This is a genomic window from Oceanobacillus timonensis (assembly GCF_900166635.1).
Taxonomy (GTDB): Bacteria; Bacillota; Bacilli; order Bacillales; family Amphibacillaceae; genus Oceanobacillus; species Oceanobacillus timonensis.
The window spans coordinates 3,128,897-3,154,375 of sequence record NZ_LT800497.1 but is presented as its reverse complement, the minus strand read 5'-3'; the positions used below and the strand labels follow the sequence as shown (position 1 = coordinate 3,154,375).

Below are 25,479 nucleotides of genomic sequence, written 5' to 3'. Positions count from 1 at the left end.
AGGTATCTCAGTTTTGATGATAAAAGGAATACGTCAAAGGGAGGGGAAGTAATTTGGGTAGGAAAAAGAGATTCTATTTGCTTTTTTTCATCGTTATAACGTTTAGTATTTTAGCGGCATGCAACAAGGACGGAATGCGTAGTGAAGCAAGTTCGGGCGGTGAAGAAATGACATTAAAATTTGCCCATGAAGAAGGCCAGGGAGACGTGCAGGACTTATATGCCAATAAGTTTAAAGAAGTCATCGAGGAAAAAACAAATGGAAGAATAAAAGTGGATGTGTATACAGGAGGTACACTTGGAACAAGTATTGACATCTTACATTCCTTACAAACTGGTGCCATCGATCTAGCAATTACATCCCCTGGTTTCTCTGGAGATGTGATACCTGAATCTCAAATTATGTCTATTCCCTTTTTATTTTCTGATAACTTAGAGGTCAATAAAAAAGTATTAAAGGAAAGTGAAGCATTAAATGGTTTACTCGCAAATAAATATGAAGAAATCGGTATCATCCCTTTTCATTTCTGGCTGGAAGGATTTATGTATTGGTCTGCTAATCAAGCAATTACTGCTCCTGATGATATGAATGGAGTTAAGATGAGAACCATGCCAACAAACTTAATTATAAAGTCATATGAACTGATGGGAGCTACTCCGACAACAACGGATTCTGGTGAGATATATACAATGCTGCAAACAAATGGCATCGACGGACAAGAAAATCCGCTGTTTTATATTGTCAACGGTAATTTCCTGGAAGTGCAAGATTATTTAATGGATACGAAACATCATATTTATACAACGGCAACCGTTTCGAATCAAGCATTTTTTGAAGGCTTACCGGAAGAAGACCAACAGGTTATTCAGGAAGCTATCCATGAAGTGAACGATTGGTCTTTTGATATGCAGGATGAGGAAGCAGAAAAAGCACTTGAAGTAGCGGAGGAAGATGATATCGAAATTATGGAGCTGACATCTGAGCAAAGAGAAGCATTCAAAGAGGTATCATTACCGATTCGTGAGGCATATAAGGAAGAAAGTGATGACGCAAAAGAAATGATTGAATTGCTTGAAAAAGAAATAAAAGAAGCTGAAACGGAGTTGGCAGAATAAATCTATATTGAAAAATAATTGAAAATTATATTTTTTTCACACTTTGATAAGGAGTCTAATCTCATTGACTGCACCATTTGAATTGGGCTTCTTTTTTCGTGATTTGATTTTGTTTTTAGTACTTCTGTGAAATAGAAAATGATAAAAATCTTCATTGGAATTTTAGAAGGGACTGATAATATGTTAAACTTTGCGAAAACAGAATATCAAACAAGATTGAAAAAAACAAAGCAAAGCATGGAAAAGCAGGGAATAAATGTTTTGTTAATCACAGATCCGGCAAATATCAGTTATTTGACTGGGTTTAATGCATGGTCATTTTATGTACATCAATTGCTAATCATTATAGATCAAGAAACAGAACCCATTTGGGCAGGGCGGGGAATTGACGCCAGTGCAGCCAAAATCACTACGTGGTTAAGTGCGGATAATATTCTTCCTTATTCAGATGATCATGTTCAATCCACAGAAAAACATCCAATGGACTTTGTAGCCGGCATTTTAAAAGAAAAGGGCCAATCCAATAAGACGATTGCAGCCGAATTTGATGCATACTATTTTACTGCGAGAAATTATCTCCAACTTACGCAGCAGCTTCCTGACGCTACTTTTGTAGATGGAACAACACTTGTAAATTGGATTCGGATTATTAAGTCTAAACAAGAAATAGAGTATATTAAACGAGCTGCGACAATTGTGACAGAAACAATGTACAAAGGAATTGAGCGAATTAAAGCCGGCGTGAGAGAATGTGACGTCGTGGCAGACATTTTCCATAAACAAATTTCAGGAACAGAAGAATTTGGCGGTGATTATACGTCGATTGTTCCGTTATTACCTTCAGGCGAAAAAACATCTGCATGCCACTTAACGTGGACAGATGAAGTTTATAAAGAGGGCGATCCTGTTGTTTTAGAACTGGCCGGGTGCCATAAACGTTACCATTCTCCGCTTGCAAGAACTCTAGTAATAGGTAAACCGACTTCTGAAATGGAAGAATTAGCAGATGTAACGATAGAAGGGATAGAAGCGGCGCTTGATGTTATTAAACCTGGCGTTACATGTGAAGAAGTAGAACTGGCATGGAAAAGGTCGATTGAAAAAAGAGGCTTTGAAAAAGAGTCACGGCTGGGTTATTCGACCGGACTAAATTATCCGCCGGATTGGGGAGAGCACACAGCAAGTCTGCGATCTGGAGATCAAACGGTGTTACAACCAAACATGGTTTTTCATATGATTCCTGGAATTTGGATGGATACTTACGGGATAGAAATAAGTGAAACATTTCGTGTTACTGAAAACGGGGTAGAGGTGCTCGCGAATGTGGAACGAAAGTTATTTATTAATTAATAGGAAACATTTTCCTTATTGAAATGATCAATTTTAACAGCAAGGTATAAGGAAAGGAATCTTTGAGTGTACTTTCTTCATTCTTCAATCTTAGGAAGATTTTTAACGAATAAAAGAGCTTGCTAAAGATGTTTAGCAAGCTTTTTACATTAATGTATGTATTGATTAATTGGGTCAATAATGGTAAAATATAAAAGTTAAAGAGATGATTAACAATATAAATATATGCAGTATAATTATACACTTTAATAATGAGGTTGTCAATATATTTTTTTGGGGTTAAGGAGGAAGTTGATGGATAAGCAAAGTAATAGTCATGAATTTGAATATCAGCGACTGGAGAAGGTTTTAAATATAATTGATGAGAAACAAAATGCTTTGAAGGAACAATCCTCCAAGGTGAAAGAAGATGTCGTTGAATTACGTAAAACATTCTGGGATGATATTACGGTCAATATGGATGAAATGGACGACATTATTGAGACGCAAGAAAGTATTAAGCAGCAATCCAATATTCTTGCGCAAAAAGAACGCCATTATGGAAAGAATTATCAGCGAATGAAACAGTTGGAGCGGTTAAAAAATCAGCCTTATTTCGGAAGAGTTGATTTCCAGGAAGAGGGCAGTGAAGATATCGAAAAAATTTATATTGGAACTTCCTCTTTAATGGATGAAGAAGATAGAGACTTTTTGATTTATGATTGGCGTGCTCCGATTTCGAGTATCTATTATGATTATGCTCCTGGTCCGGTGGAATATCGGACAGAGGAAGAAACCGTTCAAGGTGACATGCGGTTAAAACGTCAATATATGATTCGTAATGGGAAGATGAAAGGCATTTTTGATACATCGGTTACCATTATTGATGAGATGCTTCAGGAAAGTCTAAGCGAGGCAGCTGATACGCAAATGAAATCGATCGTTTCGACGATTCAGCAGGAACAAAATGCAGTGATCCGTCACCGCGGCAGTAAAATACTTGTTGTACAAGGAGCGGCTGGAAGCGGAAAAACATCAGCAGCATTGCAGCGGATTGCGTATTTACTATATCATCACCGGACTAATCTAACCGCGAACCAGGTATTATTATTATCACCGAATGATTTGTTTACAAGTTATGTATCCAATGTTCTGCCTGAATTGGGAGAGGAGCCTGTGAACCAGCAGACGTTCCATCAATTTGTGGTAAATGGTATGGACAATGCATTGCATGTAGATACACCTTTTGAACAAATCGAAAAACTGATGCGTCTCGAGGAGAATGAGCAGCAAGCACAGATGGAAGCAATTCAGCATTTCTCCAGTGTTACTTTTATGGATGAAATAAAGTGGCATTTAGAGAAAATAAATCAATCCAATCTTACTTTCCGTTCCATCCGTTTTCGGAATGAATTGCTTATCGATAAGACAGAGATTGAAGCTTATTTTGCGTCTTTAGAAAAAGACATGCGGCTTCCCAATAAAATGGAACAGGTCAGAAAATGGCTCTTGCAGCGTGTCCGTGCATTTCAGAAAGAAGAAATGGAAAAAGACTGGGTTCTCGATCAGATGCAGCTGTTAAGTAAAGATGATTATGCGAAAGCTTATCATGAAGCAGAACAAGAACAGGGAGAAAGCAGTATACAGGATGAAGAAAAGGTATTGAGAGAGAAAATTATCCGAAAAGCATTTGCCCCTTTGCAAAACATGATACGTCAAAACCGTTTCGTCAATACGTTTAAAATGTATATGGATCTGATAGCGGAATTGAATGGCAGTGGTGCTGTTCAGGAGTATAAACTGAACGCTATTAAATTGCTCCGGAAAAAACAGCTTCCATGGGAACTGGCTACGGCTTATAACTTTTTCAAAGGGGAAATAATAGGGCATGAAGTCACCCGTCCTGTTCATTTAATTGTCATAGATGAAGCGCAGGATTATACGCCTTTTCAATTTGCTTATTTACGGCATCTTTATCCTTTTGCCAGCTTTACATTGCTTGGGGATGTAAACCAGGCCATTTATTCCTATGCGTCCAAGGAGAACCCTATTCAAGAAAATGTCTCGTTGGAAGAAAGTGTTGAGCGGATTGTATTAACGAAAAGCTATCGTTCTACAAAGCCAATTGCCGATTTCACAGCTTATTTTTCGCCAAGTGATCAACCGATAGAAGCCTTTGAACGCAGTGGTCCGCTTCCAGAGGTTATCCGTCTGACAAAGTCTATTTCTGAAAAAGATGCCTTGCTTCATAAAATAGAGGAGAAGCAGCAGGCAGGGCATGAAACGATTGCTATTATAGCGAAAACAGCCGATGCCTGTCGTAAGATATATCAGCAGCTGAACAAAGAAATAGATGTTAAACAGATTAATGAAAACACCAAAACATATCAAAAAGGTGTTGTCATCGTTCCGATTTATTTGGCGAAAGGAATTGAATTTGATGCGGTGATTCTTGCGGATGCTTCCAGTGAAGTGTACTCGCATCCAGCAGATAAATATTTGCTTTATACAGCATGCACCCGTGCGATGCATGATTTAACCGTGTTTTATACAGCAGAGATGTCGCCGTTCCTGAGCGATGTTCCTAAAGAGAAATATAGGTATGCGACGATTGTGGAACGGTGAGTGGAAGGAAGTAAATGTGTAATTATTATCTTCCTGATCAAAGAACGAAATGGAAAAGATGAACAGCAGAAAGAAGAGGATATGGAATTTATATCTTCTTCTTTTTGCTATTATTAATATTCAGTTTAATTTTTATCAATTTCAATGACTTTTACTGAAGTCTATACAGCATAGATGTACTAATTACCCCATGACAATTAAAGCTACTTCAGATATTTTAACAGTACGATTTTTAGTATTTTATTCAGCATTGAAACTATTTTTTACATTTTTTTAATGCTATTTGTCAAGATAAAAACGATACCGATAATGATACCGGAAATAAAACCACCAAAGTGTGAAGCTACACTAACACCTTTAGCAAAAAAAGTTAGTAAAAAGCCAATAGTAATAAAAACTAATAAAGCAGACCTTGATTGTTTATCTATCAGCTTTTTCTTGAAACAGATAATAGACAGGTATAGCCCAAAAATACCATAACCAAATCCTGAAGCGCCAACAACAGGGCCGCTACTCATTATTATAATTGCTATTGCACTGCCAATAATAGTAAAAAAGAATAATATGACATATTTGAGTTTCCCTACACTTTTCTCAATAGGCGGGTTTAGAATAATAATTGCTACCATATTAAAAGCGAAATGCGCAAATGAAACATGTAAAAATGCATAGCTTAACATACGGTAATATTCGTTTTGATGTATATATTCCAGTGATATTCCACCTAATCTATTGGATACTTCCCCATCTAATAAACCACCGATAAGGGATGTGTATATGAATGCAAGCGTATTTAATAAGACAATAAATGAGGTTATTGGATACTTTGATAAAAATTCTTTAAAACTTTCACTTCTAATGAAGATCATTATATACAATCCCTTACCTTTTGTTTTAAATAACTTTGTTTTAATGCTAATAAAAGGTGTGATATTAGATGCAGTAATTACTATTTCACGTATACATTAATAAAAATATAATCATTAAATAGCATTTTGTCTATATAATCGGAATATTCCGATTATATTTTTGGTAATTTCTCAAAAAATTAACAACCTAATAAAGGTGATTCTATCCATTTGGGAAATATATCATTATACTGAGATTCTTGTAATGAATGTTTGCTGTTATTTTATCAAAAACGGTTTTGTATTTGTAGTTTTCATTTTAAAGAAAAGAGACTGTTTCACAATGAATCACCTGATTGTGAAACAGTCTCTGCTTTTATTGAAAATCATTCGTTTCAAAAAGGTCAATCAACTCAACATCCGGATTTTTGTCCTTAAACCAGTTTAATGCAAATTCATTTCGGAACAGTACAAGCGGCTGATCATAACGGTCGCGGGCCAGTAAGTTCCCGGAATCAAATAGGGAAGGGTCTGCCTGTTCCGGCTTCAGCCATCTGGGTATACGTTCTCCGATAGGTTCCATGGTTACCTCGGCGTTGTACTCATTCTCCATGCGATACGTGAACACCTGATATTGGAGTTCTCCGACAGCGCCTAAAATAAAGGAATCTGTTAAATAATCCCGGAACAACTGAATAGCGCCTTCCTGAACAAGCTGTTCAATCCCTTTACGAAATTGTTTCGACTTCAGGGCATTTTTCGCCATTACTTTTTTGAAGATTTCTGGCGGGAACTGCGGCAATTCATCAAATTCATATTTTTCTTTGCCGGTAAGCAGGGTATCTCCAATTTGATAAGCATTTGGATCATAAATACCAATAATATCGCCGGCATAGGCTTCTTCGAGTGTTTCCCTGGAAGAGGCAATCATCTGCTGTGATTGCGCCAGCTTTAATTCTTTTCCGGTCCGGGCCAGTGTGACACTCATGCCGCGGGTGAATTTTCCCGAACAAACACGTAAAAAGGCAATCCGGTCTCGGTGAGCAGGGTTCATATTAGCCTGAATTTTAAAGATAAAGCCCGAAAAATCTTCTTCTTCCGGTTTCACGGCACCTTTCGTCGACTTACGTGGTGTCGGACTTGGCGCTAAGCGGATAAAAGAATCAAAAAAGGTTTGCACACCGAAAGGCGAAAGGGCGCTTCCGAAGAAAACGGGGGTTAATTCACCGTTTAAGATAGCCTCTTCAGAATACGTATTTCCAGCTTCTGCTACTAATTCGAGTTCATTCATCGCATCTTGGTACGTTGCGCTTTCCGTTAATTCCGGATGATTTTCTAAATCCGTATAAGGGATATAACTTTCTTCTTCACCTGGATGGTGCTGTACAAATTGCTCATTCTCCCGGTCAAAAATGCCGAGGAAGCCTTTGCCCATACCAGCAGGCCAGTTCATTGGGTACGTATCAATCTCCAATACTTCTTCCAGTTCTTCCAATAAAGCAAGCGGCTCTTTTCCTTCACGGTCCAATTTATTCATAAACGTAAAGATAGGAATACCGCGCATACGACAAACTTTGAATAGCTTGATTGTTTGTGCTTCAATCCCTTTCGTTGAATCAATAATCATTACCACACTGTCTACAGCGGTCAGGGTCCGATACGTATCCTCACTGAAATCTTCGTGCCCTGGCGTGTCTAAAATATTGATATGAAACCCTTCATATTGAAAGTTCATCACGCTGGATGTCACGGAAATCCCGCGCTGCTTCTCGATTTCCATCCAGTCAGATGTAGCGAATTTGCCAGATTTTTTTCCTTTTACGGTTCCGGCAGAACGAATAAGATTACCATATAATAGTAACTTCTCCGTCATGGTTGTTTTCCCGGCATCGGGGTGCGAGATAATCGCAAATGTTTTTCTTGTCTGTACTTCTTCTTGAATTGACATGGTGAAATCCTTTCTATAATAGACTGATTCACGATGAATAAACGATCCAGTAAGTTTATTATGGAATCAGGAACTATGTTTAAAATCCGCATTTGTTTATTAGATGTTCATGCGTTCTTGCATTATAATAGACAACAGTTATATCATACTACAAATGCACCTCTTTCGTGAAATGAAAATGGTGTATAAGCTGAAATAAAACAATGGCAGTATGAGAAATGAAAGAAAAGGTCGTGCGAAAAAATGGGATGGATATCCAGACAGGAAATCAAAGAACGATGCGGCGAATTATCGTATAAATATGGAGAACGTCTGTGGGAAAAAGGAAACGTGCAAATCACTTTTTTGGACCAGCAGATAATTGGAACAGTAAGATCAACAGATGATTTTCATATTACGCTGACATATCGGAATAATAAAATAGAGAGTGCTGCATGCAGCTGTCCGAAACTTGGTTCTTATCATTTGGACTGTCAACATATTGCTGCGGTTTTAATCAGTATCCATGAAACGGGAGAACCGGAAACTAATAACCAGGCGTTAACAGGAAAAGCAGATAGAGAATATCGGCATCGCGGCTACTTTGAAACAAGGCAGGCCATTCCGGTGCAATTTTATCTGCACATACCAGCGGAACAAGGGCGGAAAGCAATGCAAATGGCTGTGGAAATAAACGGGACATGGATGGATGACATCACTGTGTTTTTGGAAGCATTGAAGGATGGTACACGTTTTTCGGTTAAGGATGATATATACGATGCAGGTGCCTTTTATTTTGAAGATGACAGTAATCAAGTGTTAGAACAGCTGATTCATATTTATAAGGATCAGCAAATGATTGGAGCGGATTTTACAGAATATACAAGCTGGCTTCCTGTACCGGCAACAGCTTGGGAACGCATGGAAAAGTGGCTGTCTACAAGCGCATTTGTTTCTCTCTATATGGAAACATCTGCGTATCATAAGCAGCCATTATACTTTTATGATGCATTGCCGCCATTTTCGTTTCGAATCGATCAATCCGGAGCTTCTTATTCGATTACCTTTCAAGAAAGAAGTGAGACGATTTTCTTAATGCCCTATCAGTTGATTTATCAGAATGGATCGTTGTATTTATTGACGGAAGAAGAAAAAAAGCTGATAACATTATGTGAACAATTATGGAAAGGCCAAGCGCAAACCATTGATATCAGCAGAGAACAGATGGTTTCTATTTCAGCACTTTTAGAACGTGTTGGGGAAGTAGAAGATACCACTGGCATGCTAAAAGACTTACACCAGCCGCTCAAAGCAAGTATTTATATCGATCGTGTTCATAATCGGCTTTTAGCCGGGGTGGAATTTCAATATGGAGATAAAAAGATAACCCCATTTGAAAAAACAACGATGGTCCGCAGGGACAGAGAGCAGGAAGCAGAAATCGTTGCTTTTTTGGAAAAAAGCGGTTTTGTGAATGCTGAGGGCAGTTTTATCCTGCAAAATGAGCAGCTGGAATATGATTTTTTATACCATCAGTTACCTGCATTGTATCAGATGGCGGATGTTTTTGTTACCAATGCGGTGCGTAACCAAATCAGCAAGAAGCGTTTTCAGCCGACGATCCGTGTCAAACATAAACGGGACAGAACAAATTGGCTTTCTTTTTCCTTTCAGATAAAAGGGTTTTGGGAAGAAGAAGTTCGGCAGATTTTGGAAGCGATGGAAGAAAAACGACCGTATTATCGTTTGAAGGACGGCTCTTTTCTCACGTTAGAAACAGAGGAAATCAAAGAATTGGAAAAGGATCTGCTCTCTGTGTCTATGACGCCCTCTGAAATGCTGGAGGAAATTGAATTATCGCTGAAGGATGGGTTGTCTTTTGCCAACCGAATGGAAGATAACGGTTATATAGCAGATGGAACGGCCGCAAAGAAAATGATTCATGAGATTCAAATGCCGGCCAAGGAGAAATATCCAATCGCAGCGGAGATGGAGTCTGTGTTAAAACCATATCAACAGGATGGTGTCTGCTGGATGTTGGCGGTAGCTGAAGCTGGTCTGGGCGGTGTATTAGCAGATGAAATGGGACTAGGGAAAACCGTGCAGGCTATTGCTTTTTGTATAACAAAACATCGGCAGCAGACAGAGGGAAAAACACCAATTCTTATCGTCTGTCCGACGTCGTTATGTCACCAATGGAAGCAAGAATGGGAATGGTTTGCCCCGTCTTTTTCTGTTGGGATTATGGAAGGGACAGTCAAGGAAAGAAACCAGAAAAAGAAAATATGGCAAGCATGCGATGTATGGATTATTTCTTATGGGGTGTTGAAAAATGAAATCGATTGGTTGAAGAAGAAGGTTGCTTTTCAAACGATTATTTTTGATGAGGCGCAAACCTTTAAAAATCCGGCAACGCAGGTATTTCGTACAGTAAAGAAATTAACTGCCGATTATCAGTTTGCATTAACAGGAACGCCATTAGAAAATAAAATAGAGGATTTATGGTCCGTTTTTCATGTTGTCTTTCCGGAATTACTTGGCGGCTTAAAGGATTTTGCAGAGCTTACTAATCAGCAGGTGTTACGAAGAGTGCACCCATTTATGCTGCGGAGAGAGAAAAAAGATGTGCTGCAAGATATGCCGGCAAAAACAGAATATATTGAACGAGTGCCGTTAACGGAAGAGCAAAAACAACTTTATATCTCCTATTTGTCTAAATTAAAGCATCCGAAATGGAAACACCTGGATCAAGAGACCATTCGTAAAAACCGGATCCGGATACTGGCCGGATTGACAAGATTAAGGCAAATTTGTTGCGATCCGGGACTATTTGTCCGCGATTATCAAGGCGAATCAGCCAAACGCAAACGATTAATGGACATTGTGAAGGACGCTAAACGCTCCGGGAAACGCATGTTGATTTTTTCCCAGTTTACGCAAATGCTGCAGCGTATTGGTGAGGAATTAAGAATAGAAGACATTTCCTATTTCTATTTGGATGGACAAACTCCGGCAGAGGAACGGTTACAAATCTGCCGCTCATTTAATCAGGGGAAAAATGATATTTGTCTTATATCCCTGAAAGCAGGCGGAACTGGACTAAATTTAGTAGGTGCGGATACGGTTGTTTTATATGATACATGGTGGAATCCGGCCGTAGAGGACCAGGCGATTGACCGGGCACACCGGATTGGTCAGACTGAGGATGTTACTGTCATCCGTATGCTGGCAGAGGGAACCATTGAAGACAAAATGTATGAGCTGCAGCAGAAAAAGAGACAACTGATTGGGGAAATGATACAAACCAAAGATTTGTGGAATAATCAGCTCACAGATGAAGATGTCGTGCATTTATTACAGGGGGCGCTGGATTAAGGCTTTTCCTGCATAAAAGGAGATACGCCATCTTCTCCTTTTGTGTATTACAAGCTTGACGTTTTGCTGAATACATGATTATGTTTAAGAAGAAAGATTACATTTTGCATACAAGGGAGGCTGCTTTTAATGGTGACATCTAAAGAAATAATAGAACTCACCTCTGCTTATGGCGCAGATAACTATTATCCATTACCGGTTGTTGTTTCAGAAGCAGAGGGCGTTTGGGTGAAAGATCCTGAAGGAAATAAATACATGGATATGCTAAGTGCTTACTCCGCTGTTAATCAGGGACATAGGCATCCCAAAATCATTCAGGCGCTGAAAGATCAGGCAGATAAAGTCACACTTACTTCAAGAGCTTTTCATAATGAACAATTAGGGCCTTGGACAGAGCGCCTTGCCAAATTAACAAAAAAAGATAAAGTATTACCGATTAATACGGGAGTAGAAGCAGTCGAAACCGCGATAAAAGCTGCCCGCAGATGGGCTTATGAGAAAAAAGATGTTGATGATAACCAAGCAGAGATTATTGCTTGCAAAGGGAATTTTCATGGCAGAACAATGAATGCGATTTCATTATCGGATGATCCTGGTGCAACAACCAATTATGGTCCGTTTGTTCCTGGCATTTATAAAATCGATTATGGAGATATTCAGGTATTAAAAGAAACAATCACACCCAATACAGCAGCAATTATCATCGAACCTATCCAAGGGGAAGCGGGGATTCTGATTCCGCCGGATGGTTATTTGCAGGAAGTGCGGAAATTGTGTGATGAAGAAAACATATTATTTATTGCTGATGAAGTGCAGACTGGATTGGGTCGCACCGGGAAGATGTTTGCATGTGATTGGGAAAATGTGGAACCTGATATATACGTCATGGGAAAAGCGTTAGGCGGAGGCGTCATGCCGATCTCTGCCATTGCAGCGAATAAAGAGATTATGGATGTATTCACACCAGGTTCCCATGGATCGACATTTGGAGGAAACCCACTGGCTTGTGCTGTTTCCATGGCTGCTTTAGATGTGATTGAAGAAGAAGAACTTACTGATAAATCCCTTGAATTAGGCGAGTACTTTGCAATCGAATTAGCTGCCATCAAACACCCTGATTTAAAGGAAGTCCGGTCCAGGGGATTGTTTATCGGTATGGCGTTTCATAAACCTGTCCGGGCAATATGTGAAGCATTGAAAGAAAATGGTATCCTTTGCAAAGAAACACATGAAACCACCATCCGTTTTGCGCCGCCATTAGTTATTACTAAAGCAGAACTGGACTGGGCATTGGATAAAATTAGAAAAGTAATACGAGAAAATTAACAATTCGGAGCTCCAATGAGTATTCATTGGAGCTTTTATCTATGTTGAAAAACTCCTTTTTCACTATACCTCATGAATTCCCAGACAGTGCCAGTATGATAAGCAGGGATGGAGCAAAAGATAAGGTGTGAGGAGGTGAGAAGCAATGAAAACACTACACGCGATTGCAGTTACTTTATTGATTATCGGCGCTATTAACTGGGGATTAATTGGCTTTTTTCAATTTGATCTGGTGTCAGCTATTTTTGGTGGGCAGACCGCAGTCCTTTCTCGAATTATTTATGGGCTTGTTGGGATTAGTGCGATTTATTATCTTACTACGTTATTTTCCGGAATGGGAGACCCTGTGGAGGATACGGATAATTTACGACCAGGCTTCCAGACAGAATTTAGTGAGGAACATGGAATTGAAGAGGAAATTGAAGATAGATCGTAAAAGCAAACAAGGATGTCATTTTCTGCCTGCCAGGGTTTAAATAAAACAGCTGGTACCTGGAAAATACAAACGGCATTTCTGTGGAGGAGGGGAAGACTCCTTAGAAATGCCGTTTTTTCACAATGGGGAAAGGAGAACCCCAAGGAATGCCGTTTCACTTTATTTAAACTGTTATATGCTCTAAATCTGCTTTGGTCTCCACAAATTGTTTGCGTTCCTGAGGCGTAGGGAGACGACAGCTTTGCTTTTTGCCAAACCATTTATGCCTGTTGCGTGCTATAAAATCATACACTGCGTCCCGGATAGAATAAGGCAGCATTTTGCCGGCAGTCAGTAATTTCCAAGGTAGCGGCAGCTTTTGCAGTACGTTTAAAGCTGCATCTGACTTCATGCAAATTTTTTCGCCGTCAATAAACAGCACACTGTCGAGATCATCCGGAACACGGTACTTCTCTCTGATAAATTCCCCGGCTTCGCTTTGCAGGGAAGTAAAAAGAAATTGGTTTTCTTGATCTTTATTCAGGATAAACTGCACGAAACTATCGCATACGTTACATTCACCGTCAAATAAAATCATCTTCATGGTAATCACCTCAAAAAGAATCCTTTAACACCATCATACAACCTCATTTTTTGGAGAACAAGTTATGCGTTTACCTTCAACCTCAAAAGCAATCACAAGTCCTTTCTGTATAATCTGCGGTACGTGTATGATATGATTATCATTGTGTATTTTGAACGTACTGAAAGGGTAGAAACATTTTGGAAGGATTTCAACAGCAGTTTATTATTTCGATATGTATTATTTTACTTGGTTATTGTCTCAAAAGAATAAAGATTTTAAAGGAATCGGATGGACAAACGATCGCAAGAATTGTCTTTAATATCACTTTGCCGGCCTTGGTGATTGTCACCTTTGATCAGATGGAAATGACCTTATCACTGGTATCTCTGATTTTTATTGCTATTTTATTCGGGGTTGCTTTCGCTGTCATCGGTTATTTTTCATTTCGAAATGCCGAACCGGGCGTGAAGGGAATGGCCATCATGCTGGTTCCCGGTGTCAATGTCGGTTTATTCGCCTTCCCGCTGGTGGAAGCAATCTGGGGAAGCGAAGGGATACAGCATTTTGGCATGTTCGATGTCGGTAATGCGGTTATCGTGTTTGGATTATGTTATTTTCTCGCCGGTTATTTCGCCAAAGGAACGTCAACATTTTATCTGCGTGAAGCAATTGGGCCGTTATTCCGTTCCGTTCCGTTTTTAACGTATATGTTCGTTGTCGCATTAAATATATTTGATCTGCACTTGCCGGGATTCGTATTGGATACAGCAGAGATTATATCCGTAGCAAATATGCCCATGGCCTTGCTGCTGCTTGGTCTGTATTTGAATTTTTCGTTGGAAACATCATGGCTTCCATTTATAGGAAAGTATCTGATGGTCAAATATGGAGCAGGCTTAATACTCGGATTCACGCTTTTTTGGCTGTTTTCGGATTATCCGATGCTTGCTAATACGGCGTTAATTGGTTTTATTCTGCCGTCTTCCACAACAGCAGTGGTATATGCTATCCGATACAAGTATCAAACGCAAATCGTTGGGACGATTGTCAATATCACCATTATTATCAGTTTCATTTTGATATGGGTGCTGGCCAGTTTCGTGGCGTATCATTAGGGTATTATAGCGCTTTGACATCCAATGTCTGCACAAAATCAACAAATGCGCGGACGACATTCATCTGTAAGGTATCTTCCTGATAATACATCCAGGTTTGTCTTTTTAAAGGTTTCCCATCTGAATCTGTAATCGGCTTGATAAATAACGCAGGGTAGGGGCGGACAACCAGATTAGCAACAATGGCGTAACCGAGCCCGTGAATAACCATCTCTTTGCAGGTCTCTACCTGATTGACATGGATGGTAATATTCGGCTGCTCGATATAATTTTGGTGCCACCAGTCATCTAATAATATCCGCATATGTTCATCTGTGAAGTAGTCCACTCTGGGAAGATGAGGAAGTTGATCCCATGTAAAATCCCAAGGGGAGGCAACGCAGATTTCTTCTTCGTATAACAGCGCTTTCTTTTCTTTCCAGGCATAATTTCCTTTAATAAAACTGATATGCACGTCATGATTTAACAACAGACGATGCATGTCGCTGCTCCATCCCGTCACAACTTGACATTCTACATCTGGATATTTTTCCTTAAAACGCTGCAACAACTTCGGCATTTTATTAGCAGCAAAGAAGTTTGAAACGCCTACCCGTAGTGTTCCTCTTACTTCATCGCGCATATTGCTGAGTTTTTCTTCCATATGACGCTGTTCCTGTAGCATTCTTTTTGCATGTTTGGCCAATTCTTCCCCTTCTGGAGTAAATGTAATTCCCCGCTGTTTTCTTAAAATAATGGAAACGCCATAATGATTTTCGAGTTTTTGAATTCTTGCCGTTAAGGTAGGCTGTGATAAAAAAAGGCGATGGGCAGCCAATGTAATATTTTCGGTTTCATAAAGTGTTGAAAGCATTTTCCAATCCTGTAGATTCAAGGCTTTTCCTCCTGTATGTTAGATATAGAAAAAATCTATTGTTATTTATTAAAATTATATATTTTTCTAATTTTCGATGCAAGGTTATACTGAATATAGGAAAACATCCCACCACAATCTTATTTTGGGGAATACATCACGGAGGAAAATCACTTTTATTTTCGGAGATTAAATGATTGCGCTTTCATTTTAAAGGGGGAGATAGCATGCATACAAGTAAAAATTTTGTTCCTGGCTTGGATGGTGTGATTGCGGCTGAGACAGAAATATCGTTTTTGGATGTTGAAAAAGAAAAAATCGTTATCCGTGGAGAGAATTTAATAGCATTAGCGAAAGATAGAACGTACTTTGATGTTGTTCATTTATTACTGGAAGAGCGGATTCCAAGCGAAGAAGAAAGAAGCAGCCTGGAGGATTATATTAAACATTTTTATCGCTTGCCTGACGATATTTTGCCTTTATTTCAACTGTTGCCAAAAGGAATGCATCCAATGGATGGGATGCGTACGGTCATTTCTTTATTAGCCGGGTACGACAAGGATATAGAAAACCGTTCCATGCAGAAGAATAAGCAGCGTGCTTACCAACTGCTGGGACAGTTGCCTTTTATTACGGTGAACAGCTATTTTGCGACAGAAGGCAAAGCGATTGCCCGTCCGGATGAAAACCTCGGTTATAGTGCAAATTTTTTGTATATGATTACAGGGAAAAAGCCATCTGAATTGGAAGTGGCTATATTTGATCAATTATTATTACTCTATATTGAGCATGAGATGCCTAATTCAACTTTTGCTGGTCGTGTGATTGCTTCTACCAATGCAGATATGTATGGCGCTTTGTCAGGTGCTATTTCTTCCTTAAAAGGAAACTTGCACGGCGGAGCCAATGAAGCGGTGATGCATATGCTTCGTGAAGTAGATACCGTGGACGGCTTTGAAGCATTGATTCGTCATAAGCTCCAAAATAAAGAAAAAATCATGGGATTTGGACATCGGGTATATATGAAGAAGATGGACCCCCGGGCAACGATTATGAAAGAAGCATTGCGGAAACTATGTGAAAGAGATAAGGACTATACGCTTTTGGAAATGTGTGAAGCAGGAGAAGAAATCATGCGCGAGGAAAAAGGTCTATATCCGAATCTGGATTATTATGCTGCACCCGTTTATTGGAAGCTTGGTATTCCAATACCACTTTATACACCCATTTTCTTTAGTGCCAGAACGGCAGGACTTGCGGCACATATTATGGAGCAGCATGATAATAATCGCATTTTTAGACCAAGAGTGGCTTATACAGGGAAAAGTTATTCATAGGGAGGAAGAGGATAAATGGAATCTGTAAAAACAAATCAAACAGACCAACTTTTAGAAGATATTGCTGATTATGTATTAAATAAAAAAATAACGAATGAAGAAGCTTACCAAACAGCACATCATGTATTAATTGATACGATTGGCTGCGGTATTCTAGCGTTAAATTATCCAGAGTGTACGAAACTATTAGGGCCTATTGTGCCTGGTACAGTTGTTCCGAATGGAGTGAGAGTACCGGGAACATCCCATGTCTTAGATCCGGTACAAGGGGCGTTTAATATCGGTACGATGATACGCTGGCTGGATTATAATGATACATGGCTTGCGGCGGAATGGGGACATCCTTCTGATAATCTGGGCGGTATTTTAGCTGTTGCTGATTATGTAAGTCAGTTACGTCAGCAAAAAGGAGAAGCTCCTTTAACCGTGGAAGAAATGTTAGAAATGTCGATTAAAGCACATGAAATTCAAGGTATTCTTGCTTTAGAAAATAGCATGAACCGTGTCGGTCTGGACCATGTATTATATGTAAAAGTGGCAACGACGGCTGTCGTTACTAAAATGCTGGGCGGCGGCAAAGAAGAGATTATCAATGCGCTGTCTAATGCCTGGATTGATAATTCCAGTTTGCGGACGTACCGTCATTTCCCGAATACCGGGTCCAGAAAGTCCTGGGCAGCAGGAGATGCCACAAGCCGGGCCGTTCGTCTGGCACTCATGGCCATCAAGGGAGAGATGGGCTATGCTACTGCTTTAAGTGCAGAAGGATGGGGATTCCAGGATGTTCTATTCAATGGGAAAAAATTAGAATTAAGCCGGCCGCTTGATAGCTATGTGATGGAAAATGTCTTATTCAAAGTTTCTTATCCGGCAGAATTTCATGCGCAGACGGCAGCAGAAGCAGCTGTTCAATTACATCCAGAGGTGGTTGACCGTATCGATGAAATAAAAGAAGTGACAATATCTACACACGAATCGGCTATTCGTATTATTGATAAAAAAGGGCCGTTGTATAACCCGGCAGATAGAGATCATTGCCTGCAGTATATTACAGCGATTGGCCTATTAAAAGGAAATATTGTTGCGGAGGATTATGAAGATGATGTGGCAACAGACCCGCGAATTGATCAACTCCGTGATAAAATGATTGTAACGGAAAACAAGCGTTACACGGAGGATTATTTAGATCCTGAAAAACGTTCTATTGCGAATGCTGTGCAGGTCCATTTTAATGATGGCACAGCAACCGATTGGGTAGACTGCGAATATCCTTTAGGACACCGGTTCCGCAGAGAGGAAGCATTTCCGCAAATAATAAAAAAGTATGAAGCCAATTTGGCAACGCAATTTACAGTAAAACAATCTGCTCATATCAAGAAACAAAGTGTGGATTATGATAAGATAAAGGAAATGCCGATTACGGATTTTATCGAATTATTTTTAGGTTAGAGGAGTGAAAGAAAAATGGCTTGGATTGTAGACACGCCGGTACCGCAGCATGAACTAGCTGAGAAATTCCGGGAAATGGCAGCAGAAGAGGGGATTTTGCAAATTCCCGGGGCACATGATGCGATGGCCGGATTAGTAGCAAAACAGGCTGGGTTTCAGTCGTTATATCTATCAGGAGCTGCTTTTACCGCGAGCAGGGGGTTACCTGATTTAGGAATTATTAACTCTGATGAAGTGGCAGACCGGGCGAAGGAAATTACCAGAGCAACCAATTTACCATTACTTGTAGATATTGATACAGGCTTTGGCGGTGTTTTAAATGTTGCCCGGACAGCGAGAGAGATGATGGAAGCCAATGTGGCTGCCGTTCAGCTGGAAGACCAGCAGCTTCCTAAAAAATGCGGACATTTAAATGGGAAAAATGTTGTCAGCAAGGAAGAAATGATGCAGAAAATCGCTGCTATCAAAAAGGCAGCACCGACACTTTATGTGGTAGCGAGGACCGATGCCAGGGCAGTGGAAAGTTTGGACAGCGCTGTCGAACGCGCCAAAGGTTATGTGGAAGCCGGAGCAGATGCCATTTTCCCGGAAGCATTGCAAAACAATGAAGAATTCCAGACCGTGGCAAAAGCAATTGATGTCCCGTTATTAGCGAATATGACAGAGTTCGGAAAGACGCCTTATTATACAGCAAAGGAATTTGAAGACTTAGGATATAGAATGGTTATTTATCCGGTGACTTCTTTACGTGCCGCTGCAAAAGCTTATGAGCGTGTTTTTGGTCTGATTCGGGATGAAGGTACACAAAAAAATGCTCTAGCAGATATGCAAACACGAAAAGAACTCTATGAAACCATTCAATATGAAGAATTTGAGGAATTGGATCAGGGAATAGCGAAAACAGTAATAGAAGATTATTTTAAATAGGGAAGATACAAAGAATGCCGATGGTTATAAATTTTAAACCATCGGCATCCTTTTTTATCCATACCATTTTGTTTACGGGAATTATCCCAAAGCAACATCAAGCACCATCATAAGGGCAAAACCAATCATCAAGCTGATGGTTGCTAAATCTCTATTGTTATTTTCCTGGGAGCTTGGTATGACTTCTTCTGCAACCACAAAGATCATAGCACCTGCTGCAAAGCTTAGTGCATAGGGGAGCAGTGGTTCGATATGAGCGACTGCTAATGCGCCGATAACAGCAGCAATAGGTTCTACTAATCCTGAAAACTGGCCATACATAAAGCTTCTTGCGCGGGACATTCCTTCTCCGCGTAATGGCATCGCAACAGCAACACCTTCTGGGAAGTTTTGAATCCCAATCCCGAGAGCAAGCGTGATGGCACCGGCTAAAGCAGCTTCTGTACTGTGATTCGCCAATGCGCCAAAGGCGATACCGACAGCCAGTCCTTCTGGAATATTATGAATGGTGATCGCAAGCACCAGTAAGGTACTGCGTTTTCTTTTCGTTGGTGCGAGGCCTTCTGCATGTTTCTTTTCTGTATTCGGATGAAGGTGGGGGAGAATTTTATCAATAGCCCATAAAAATCCGCCTCCTGCTAAGAAACCAATCAACGCTGGAAACCAGGGACCAATTGCGTTATCTGTAGATGCTTCAATGGATGGTCCGAGCAACGACCAGTAGCTGGCAGCTATCATTACACCGCCTGCAAAACCCAACATGCTGTCTAACAGCTTTTGATGTACCGTTTTCGTAGCAAATACAATCGCAGCTCCTAATGCAGTCATTCCCCATGTGAAAAGTGTTGCTATCAATGCCTGCATGACAGGACTTAGGTTCTGAAAAAACTCTAACATAATGTATATACCTTCTCTTTCAATCTATTATTATCTATCGTATGCTAACTTCATTACTTTATCATTAAAAGGTGAAAAATTTCAACAATATACATTTGTAAGGAACTCAATTTTCAGTAACTTCCTTTCCATCGAAACAGGTGGTTGATTGTTTCTTCTGTACAGATGTGGGTAAAGAATAGAAGGTAAGGTGTAAGGCGACCGCTGATCCTTTGTCCAGCTACAAGCGTCAAAAACTAGACAACTTCCCGAAAGCGCCCTACGATACAGAAGACTTAGCGATTGGCAAGCCGACAGGCGCAGACAGAGCTAAAGTCGCGCTTATGCCCCGCGGGTGAAAGTCATCATCCGTTCGTAAACTCACGGTGATTCCTTTATCTCAGTTGCTTCGGTCCAGTTATTACGTTTTTAAACGACGCTTTCCGCTTTCCTCACAGGAGTCAAAACGGTCCGCCTCCGCTAGAAGAACGTTCTATGCGGTTGAAATAGCTGAACAAATAAAAGGTCGATCAGACAGAAAACATTTTTCGTGGTACATCGTAAAAATGTTCAGCTATCCTGTTCATCCTGGAACAACAAGGCAAGGGTTATATGCTTCTTCTTAGGTGCGATAGTTGAGTAAGGGGATATATAGAATCCGTTATGAATTTTAGGTGAAAAGCTGCATGTAATAGGTGTTTTCTCTTTGTTATTCGTTTTACTTAATTATTCCACACCTTACATGCATTTAGAAGGTATAATAGGGTTTAGAAAATGAAAGAACGATAAGGTTGGTGAGTTAAAATGTACGTCATTAGTCTTTTAGGAATGAGTAAAGTGATCCAAGCACCTATATATAAAATTTGGGAATGGCTAGACATCTTTAATGGGTATATACCAACAAAAACAATGGATCAAATAACCTATTTTGAAATTGAAGCAGTTGAAGTTTTGACATTTATAAAAGAAAAAATAGAAGAAGAATATGATTTGCTGGAGATAAGAGAATTATTGGGGAAAAAAACGGTGCATCCTTTCTAGTTAATAAACAGATGAATCGAATCAGCAATGTCATTGAACCAAAAGAAACATGGAGGAGGAAAACGTAGATAAACAATCTGTTTTCCTCCTCCATATTTCTTAAAAATACTTTATAAATCCATTAATGCTTCTGTTATGACAATCGAAATCATCGTATAAATATCAATAACCGGATCATCTGTTAAAAAAGACGTATCAAACATGTCTGCAGTGATATCGGTATTCGTATTCCAGATATCCTCTTCCTGTCCGGAATCTGCTTCCTCCTCGAGATCAATCTCTGAATCGGAACTTTCATCCGTCGATACATAATATTCCGCTGCATTTTCTACTTCAAACAGGGTTGTATAATTATTAATACTATCTTCATAAGCAGCGAAAACTTCCTCTAATTCTTCGATGGACTCAAAACCATAGTCTTGAGCAAGTGCTTCTAAATTTTCATCTGTAATTTCTTCCTCCATGGAACCGAAAGCATCCTCTGATCCTGCTTCAGGACCGCCTGAATCATCTGTTGAAATAAGATCGATGAAAATCTCGACATTTTCAATGAACATAAATACCATACTATCCATAATTTCTTCATCTTCTAAAAGCAGTTCTTCTTCACGAAATTGTTCATCTAATTCGTCATATGTTAAATCATGTTCATCAAGGAGTTCATCTAACGCTTCTTCGGTCGTTGGTGTCCCAAGTTCTGTGACGTCATCAAAATCAGCTAAGCTGTAATCGTATTCTTCCAAGTGATCTTCATAATCGTCTACTTCCCAATCAATCGATTCTAAAAATGCTTCTACTTCCGGGTCATCTGCTTCAAGAGCAAAAGCATGAGAAGGTAAAAAGCCGACCGTAAGTATCAGTGCAAAACAAATAGATAATAATTTCTTTTTCATCCCTCATCCCCCATTCTCCAATTATAGTATGCATTTAGTATATAGGTTTTTCTTATAAAATTCCATGAATATAAAATAGACGGGAAAATAAACGGTAAATGACAAGTCAAGGCTGAAATCTCATGTTCAACAAATTGACACAAATTTATTGACAAATTATTGAACAAGATGCATACTATAATTAAAAGGAGATGAGATAAATGAAAACAAATCAAAAATTATTAAAAGGCTTGTCTCTATTATGTGGGACATTAATTACGATTGGCGCATTGATGTTTATATACGGTTATTTTGTAAGCGCTGTACCTATTGTGACAGCAGTGGGTATCGGCTTAGCAAGGGGAGCAACATTGATTTTTATTATGGGACTGTTCCTGGTTGCAGTAGAGGATAATACTGGTAGTAAGAAACAAAAGCAGTCATAGCCGATTCAAGGCAGGCAGGTAAATAATAAAATAAAAAAAGCTCAAGCAGCAAAATGGCTGCTTGAGCTTTTTTTATCTTTTAAATCATATATCCCCATATCATTGCAAGCATCGAACCAAGAATAGTTAAAATGGCAATCACGACGCCATAAATTGTATGGAGATAAATACCGGCTTTATCTTCACTTTCTCCGGCATGCATAAATACTACGAGCTGCACCCCTGCTTGAATAAATGCTGTAACAATAAGAATGGTTAATCCCATTGCAAAAGACATGTCAAAGAAATAGACACTCAATGCAATAACAGTCAGGAGCAGTGAAAAGATATATCCATTAATCTGCTTTAGTGGAAAAAGTTCTTTCATGTTACATCATTCCCTTCAAGTAAATAAAGCTGAAAATGAAGATCCATACAACGTCTAGGAAGTGCCAGTAAAGAGAGAATATAAATGATTTATTCGCTGTCTGCGCATTTAAACCGCCACGCAGGATTTGAATAATAATCATAAGCCCCCAGAACAGTCCGAAAGTTACGTGCGCTCCGTGTGTTCCAAGCGTTGTTAATAGTGTTGCGGTAAAGCCGCTGGTCTGTAATGTTGCGCCAACATGGTAATAATGAATAAATTCATATATTTCTACGCTTAGGAATCCTGCACCTAATAGAAGCGTAATTACCATGAACACGATCATTGCTTTTACACGTTTAATACGCATCGCATGGACGGCTAATCCAATCGTAAAACTACTTGTTAAGAGAACAAATGTCTCGATCAATACCGGTGGCAATTCGAAAATCTCTGACCCGGCAGGACCGCTGCCAACGCCACGGTCTACATAAACAAAGTAAGTGGTAAACAGTGTCGCAAACAGCATGATTTCCGCACTTAGGAAAATCCAGAATCCCAGGATATTCATTTTATTCGTTTCGGTGCTATATTCAAGAGGCAGATTTTGAGAATCTTGTTTCATTATTTAGCACCTCCAAATTTATTTTCAGTTTCCTCGATTTCTTCTTTATGAATGTGATGTCCGTCATCTTTTTCGAATGAACGGAAAATCAGACAGGCAATGATTCCTAAGAAGGAGATAATGACCCCGACCCATACATGGAATACAAAGAAAAAGCCAAAGACAAAGAAGATACCGGCCAGAATAATGGACCAGCCGCTGTTATTCGGCATGTGAATGTCCTTAATACCGCCTTTAAACAGGTCATGTCCGTTTTTCTTATAATCCCAGAATGCTTCGCTTGAGTTAACATTTGGTGTAATCGCAAAGTTGTATTCTGGAACAGGGTTATGCGTAGCCCATTCAAGTGAACGAGCGTTCCAAGGATCATCGCCAACATTTCTTGGCGCATGACGGAAACTGTAATACACGTTATATACGAGTATGATGAATCCAATTGCCATTAGTAATGCTCCGAAGAAGGATAACATGCTTAATGGTCCGAAACCTGCTGATTCAGAGTACGTATACATTCTCCGTGCTTGTCCGTTTAACCCGGTAATATACATCGGGAAGAAGGCAAGACAGAAACCAATAACGATATTCCAGAATGCCCATTTACCGATTCGTTCATTTAACATGAAACCGAACATTTTCGGGAAGTAGTAAATGAATCCGGCAATCATTGCAAATACCACACCAGGAATAATCACGTTGTGGAAGTGCGCTACTAGGAACATGGTATTGTGATATTGATAATCGGCGCTTGCCATTGCGAGCATAACACCAGTAACCCCGCCAATGGTAAACAGTGGAATAAATGCCACAGAATACATCATTGGGGTGGTGAATCTGATCTTACCTCGCCACATCGTCAACAGCCAGTTGAATATCTTAATCCCCGTCGGCACAGCAATTGCCATCGTCGTAATCGAGAAGATACTGTTTGCCATTGCGCCTTGTCCCATTGTAAAGAAGTGGTGAACCCATACAACGAAGGACAGCAAGGAAATAATAACCATCGATGCCACCATCGATTTATACCCATATAAATTACGCTGTGAGAACGTAGAGATAATTTGTGAGTAAATCCCGAATGCAGGGAGTATTAAAATATACACTTCAGGGTGTCCCCAAACCCAGAACAGGTTCGCCCACATCATATCCATACCGCCATCTCCGGTTGTGAAGAAGTTCGTAAAGAATTGACGGTCCAGCGTTCCCATTAATAAAGCAATGGTTAGTACCGGGAAAGCAAATACAATAATCAGGTTTGTGATTAATGCAGACCAAGTAAACATTGGCATTTTCATTAGTGTCATACCCGGTGCACGCATTTTCATAATCGTAGCAATAAAGTTAATACCTGTCATTAGCGTTCCGATACCGGAAATTTGCAGTGCCCAGTTGTAGTAGTTTACCCCAACATGTTCACTAAATTCTGTACCTGCTAATGGGTAATAGTTTGTCCATCCGGCATCCGGAGAACCTCCGACGACGAAGGACAGGTTAAACAGCATTGCTCCGGCAAAATATAACCAGAAGCTGAGTGCGTTTAAGCGCGGAAAGGCAACATCTCTAGCTCCGATTTGCAACGGAACAACAAAGTTCATCATACCAATAATAAAGGCCATTGCCATGAAGAAAATCATAACAACACCATGGGTGGTAAAGATTTCGTTATAATGCTGTGCATCTAAGAATGAATTATCTGGAACAGCCGTTTGTAGACGCATCATAACGGCGTCCGCGCCACCTCTGAAAAGCATCAGTAACGCTGAAATAATATACATCATCCCGATGCGTTTGTGGTCGACAGTTGTTAACCACTCATTCCATAGATAACCCCATTTTTTGAAATAGGTAACTCCTGCTACAATTGCAATACTGACGAGTGCAATGGCAACCATGGATGCATAAATCATCGGGTCATCGCTGGGTGGAATAGAAAATCTATCTAAAAAATCCATTGTATTCGTAACTCCTTTCTAGAGCATAGATATTTGAAACACCTAAAGAAAAAGCTGTATCCGCTAATTCCTTAGCAAATTTGCTTTTTTCATTATC

Annotated in this window: 21 protein-coding genes; 12 read left to right on the top strand and 9 right to left on the bottom strand. The window is 39.7% G+C overall.

The genetic code is table 11. The features are described from left to right. Positions 1 to 53: 53 nt before the first annotated feature. From dctP to helD, 3 genes are all read left to right on the top strand, one after another. Positions 54 to 1,115, top strand: a complete 1,062-nt coding sequence (dctP, locus tag B7E05_RS15420) for a TRAP transporter substrate-binding protein DctP (protein ID WP_143833241.1) — start codon at positions 54 to 56, stop codon at positions 1,113 to 1,115. Positions 1,116 to 1,295: 180 nt separating this feature from the next. Beyond that, positions 1,296 to 2,465 (top strand): M24 family metallopeptidase, encoded by a 1,170-nt coding sequence (locus tag B7E05_RS15415; RefSeq protein ID WP_080875042.1) that lies wholly within the window; start codon positions 1,296 to 1,298, stop codon positions 2,463 to 2,465. Between the two features lie 294 nt (positions 2,466 to 2,759). Beyond that, positions 2,760 to 5,069 (top strand): RNA polymerase recycling motor HelD, encoded by a 2,310-nt coding sequence (gene helD, locus B7E05_RS15410; RefSeq protein WP_080875041.1) that lies wholly within the window; start codon positions 2,760 to 2,762, stop codon positions 5,067 to 5,069. 263 nt (positions 5,070 to 5,332) lie between these two features. Here helD and B7E05_RS15405 read toward each other — a convergent pair whose 3' ends face one another. Then, the gene (locus B7E05_RS15405) at positions 5,333 to 5,938 is read right to left on the bottom strand and encodes a rhomboid family intramembrane serine protease (protein ID WP_080875040.1); all 606 of its coding nucleotides are present in this window, start codon (positions 5,936 to 5,938) and stop codon (positions 5,333 to 5,335) included. A gap of 355 nt (positions 5,939 to 6,293) precedes the next feature. Continuing rightward, positions 6,294 to 7,865, bottom strand: coding sequence for a peptide chain release factor 3 (locus tag B7E05_RS15400; protein ID WP_080875039.1), 1,572 nt, complete (start codon positions 7,863 to 7,865; stop codon positions 6,294 to 6,296). Positions 7,866 to 8,108: 243 nt separating this feature from the next. Between B7E05_RS15400 and B7E05_RS15395 the strand changes: the two genes are divergently transcribed. The 3 genes from B7E05_RS15395 to B7E05_RS15385 all read left to right on the top strand — a co-directional run bounded on the left by B7E05_RS15395 (position 8,109) and on the right by B7E05_RS15385 (position 12,981). Beyond that, positions 8,109 to 11,219: a DEAD/DEAH box helicase gene (locus B7E05_RS15395; RefSeq protein WP_080875038.1), complete on the top strand. Its 3,111-nt coding sequence runs from the start codon at positions 8,109 to 8,111 to the stop codon at positions 11,217 to 11,219. Positions 11,220 to 11,348: 129 nt separating this feature from the next. Further along, positions 11,349 to 12,545 (top strand): ornithine--oxo-acid transaminase, encoded by a 1,197-nt coding sequence (locus B7E05_RS15390; protein ID WP_080875037.1) that lies wholly within the window; start codon positions 11,349 to 11,351, stop codon positions 12,543 to 12,545. Positions 12,546 to 12,690: 145 nt separating this feature from the next. Further along, positions 12,691 to 12,981, top strand: coding sequence for a DUF378 domain-containing protein (locus B7E05_RS15385; RefSeq protein ID WP_080875036.1), 291 nt, complete (start codon positions 12,691 to 12,693; stop codon positions 12,979 to 12,981). A gap of 163 nt (positions 12,982 to 13,144) precedes the next feature. Here B7E05_RS15385 and B7E05_RS15380 read toward each other — a convergent pair whose 3' ends face one another. Then, a complete protein-coding gene (locus B7E05_RS15380; protein WP_080875035.1) occupies positions 13,145 to 13,564 on the bottom strand; it encodes a thiol-disulfide oxidoreductase DCC family protein in 420 nt (139 codons plus the stop codon). 179 nt (positions 13,565 to 13,743) lie between these two features. Here B7E05_RS15380 and B7E05_RS15375 point away from each other — a divergent pair, with 179 nt between their 5' ends. Continuing rightward, positions 13,744 to 14,661 (top strand): AEC family transporter, encoded by a 918-nt coding sequence (locus B7E05_RS15375; protein WP_179134552.1) that lies wholly within the window; start codon positions 13,744 to 13,746, stop codon positions 14,659 to 14,661. Between the two features lie 4 nt (positions 14,662 to 14,665). Here the strand turns inward: B7E05_RS15375 and B7E05_RS15370 are convergent, their stop codons facing one another. Beyond that, positions 14,666 to 15,535 carry a LysR family transcriptional regulator gene (locus B7E05_RS15370; protein WP_080875033.1) on the bottom strand — a complete coding sequence of 290 codons (870 nt, stop codon included), beginning with the start codon at positions 15,533 to 15,535 and terminating at the stop codon, positions 14,666 to 14,668. A 206-nt stretch (positions 15,536 to 15,741) separates the two neighbouring features. On the opposite strand from B7E05_RS15370, the gene mmgD reads away from it, so the two are divergent. Genes mmgD through prpB form a run of 3 tightly spaced genes read left to right on the top strand, consistent with a single transcriptional unit; the run spans position 15,742 to position 19,227 of the window. Continuing rightward, entirely contained in the window at positions 15,742 to 16,851 is a 1,110-nt protein-coding gene (mmgD, locus tag B7E05_RS15365; protein ID WP_080875032.1) for a citrate synthase, read from the top strand. Positions 16,852 to 16,866: 15 nt separating this feature from the next. Beyond that, positions 16,867 to 18,300, top strand: coding sequence for a bifunctional 2-methylcitrate dehydratase/aconitate hydratase (locus B7E05_RS15360; RefSeq protein WP_080875031.1), 1,434 nt, complete (start codon positions 16,867 to 16,869; stop codon positions 18,298 to 18,300). A 15-nt stretch (positions 18,301 to 18,315) separates the two neighbouring features. Continuing rightward, positions 18,316 to 19,227 (top strand): methylisocitrate lyase, encoded by a 912-nt coding sequence (gene prpB / locus B7E05_RS15355; RefSeq protein ID WP_080875030.1) that lies wholly within the window; start codon positions 18,316 to 18,318, stop codon positions 19,225 to 19,227. 81 nt (positions 19,228 to 19,308) lie between these two features. Here the strand turns inward: prpB and B7E05_RS15350 are convergent, their stop codons facing one another. After that, the gene (locus B7E05_RS15350) at positions 19,309 to 20,124 is read right to left on the bottom strand and encodes a ZIP family metal transporter (RefSeq protein ID WP_080875029.1); all 816 of its coding nucleotides are present in this window, start codon (positions 20,122 to 20,124) and stop codon (positions 19,309 to 19,311) included. Positions 20,125 to 20,907: 783 nt separating this feature from the next. On the opposite strand from B7E05_RS15350, the gene B7E05_RS15345 reads away from it, so the two are divergent. Further along, entirely contained in the window at positions 20,908 to 21,144 is a 237-nt protein-coding gene (locus B7E05_RS15345) for a hypothetical protein (protein ID WP_179134551.1), read from the top strand. Between the two features lie 110 nt (positions 21,145 to 21,254). Here B7E05_RS15345 and B7E05_RS15340 read toward each other — a convergent pair whose 3' ends face one another. Beyond that, the gene (locus tag B7E05_RS15340; protein ID WP_080875027.1) at positions 21,255 to 22,037 is read right to left on the bottom strand and encodes a processed acidic surface protein; all 783 of its coding nucleotides are present in this window, start codon (positions 22,035 to 22,037) and stop codon (positions 21,255 to 21,257) included. Between the two features lie 200 nt (positions 22,038 to 22,237). On the opposite strand from B7E05_RS15340, the gene B7E05_RS15335 reads away from it, so the two are divergent. Then, the gene (locus B7E05_RS15335) at positions 22,238 to 22,462 is read left to right on the top strand and encodes a hypothetical protein (protein ID WP_080875026.1); all 225 of its coding nucleotides are present in this window, start codon (positions 22,238 to 22,240) and stop codon (positions 22,460 to 22,462) included. Positions 22,463 to 22,541: 79 nt separating this feature from the next. On the opposite strand, the gene qoxD is transcribed toward B7E05_RS15335, so the two are convergent. Genes qoxD through qoxB form a run of 3 tightly spaced genes read right to left on the bottom strand, consistent with a single transcriptional unit; the run spans position 22,542 to position 25,382 of the window. Continuing rightward, on the bottom strand, positions 22,542 to 22,829 hold the full coding sequence (gene qoxD, locus B7E05_RS15330; RefSeq protein ID WP_080875025.1) for a cytochrome aa3 quinol oxidase subunit IV: 288 nt from the start codon (positions 22,827 to 22,829) through the stop codon (positions 22,542 to 22,544). Between the two features lies 1 nt (position 22,830). Then, entirely contained in the window at positions 22,831 to 23,433 is a 603-nt protein-coding gene (gene qoxC / locus B7E05_RS15325; protein WP_080875024.1) for a cytochrome aa3 quinol oxidase subunit III, read from the bottom strand. Further along, complete coding sequence (gene qoxB / locus B7E05_RS15320; RefSeq protein ID WP_080875023.1) at positions 23,433 to 25,382, bottom strand: cytochrome aa3 quinol oxidase subunit I; 1,950 nt, start codon at positions 25,380 to 25,382, stop codon at positions 23,433 to 23,435. Before qoxB ends, qoxC begins: the two co-directional genes overlap by 1 nt. Positions 25,383 to 25,479: the final 97 nt, after the last annotated feature.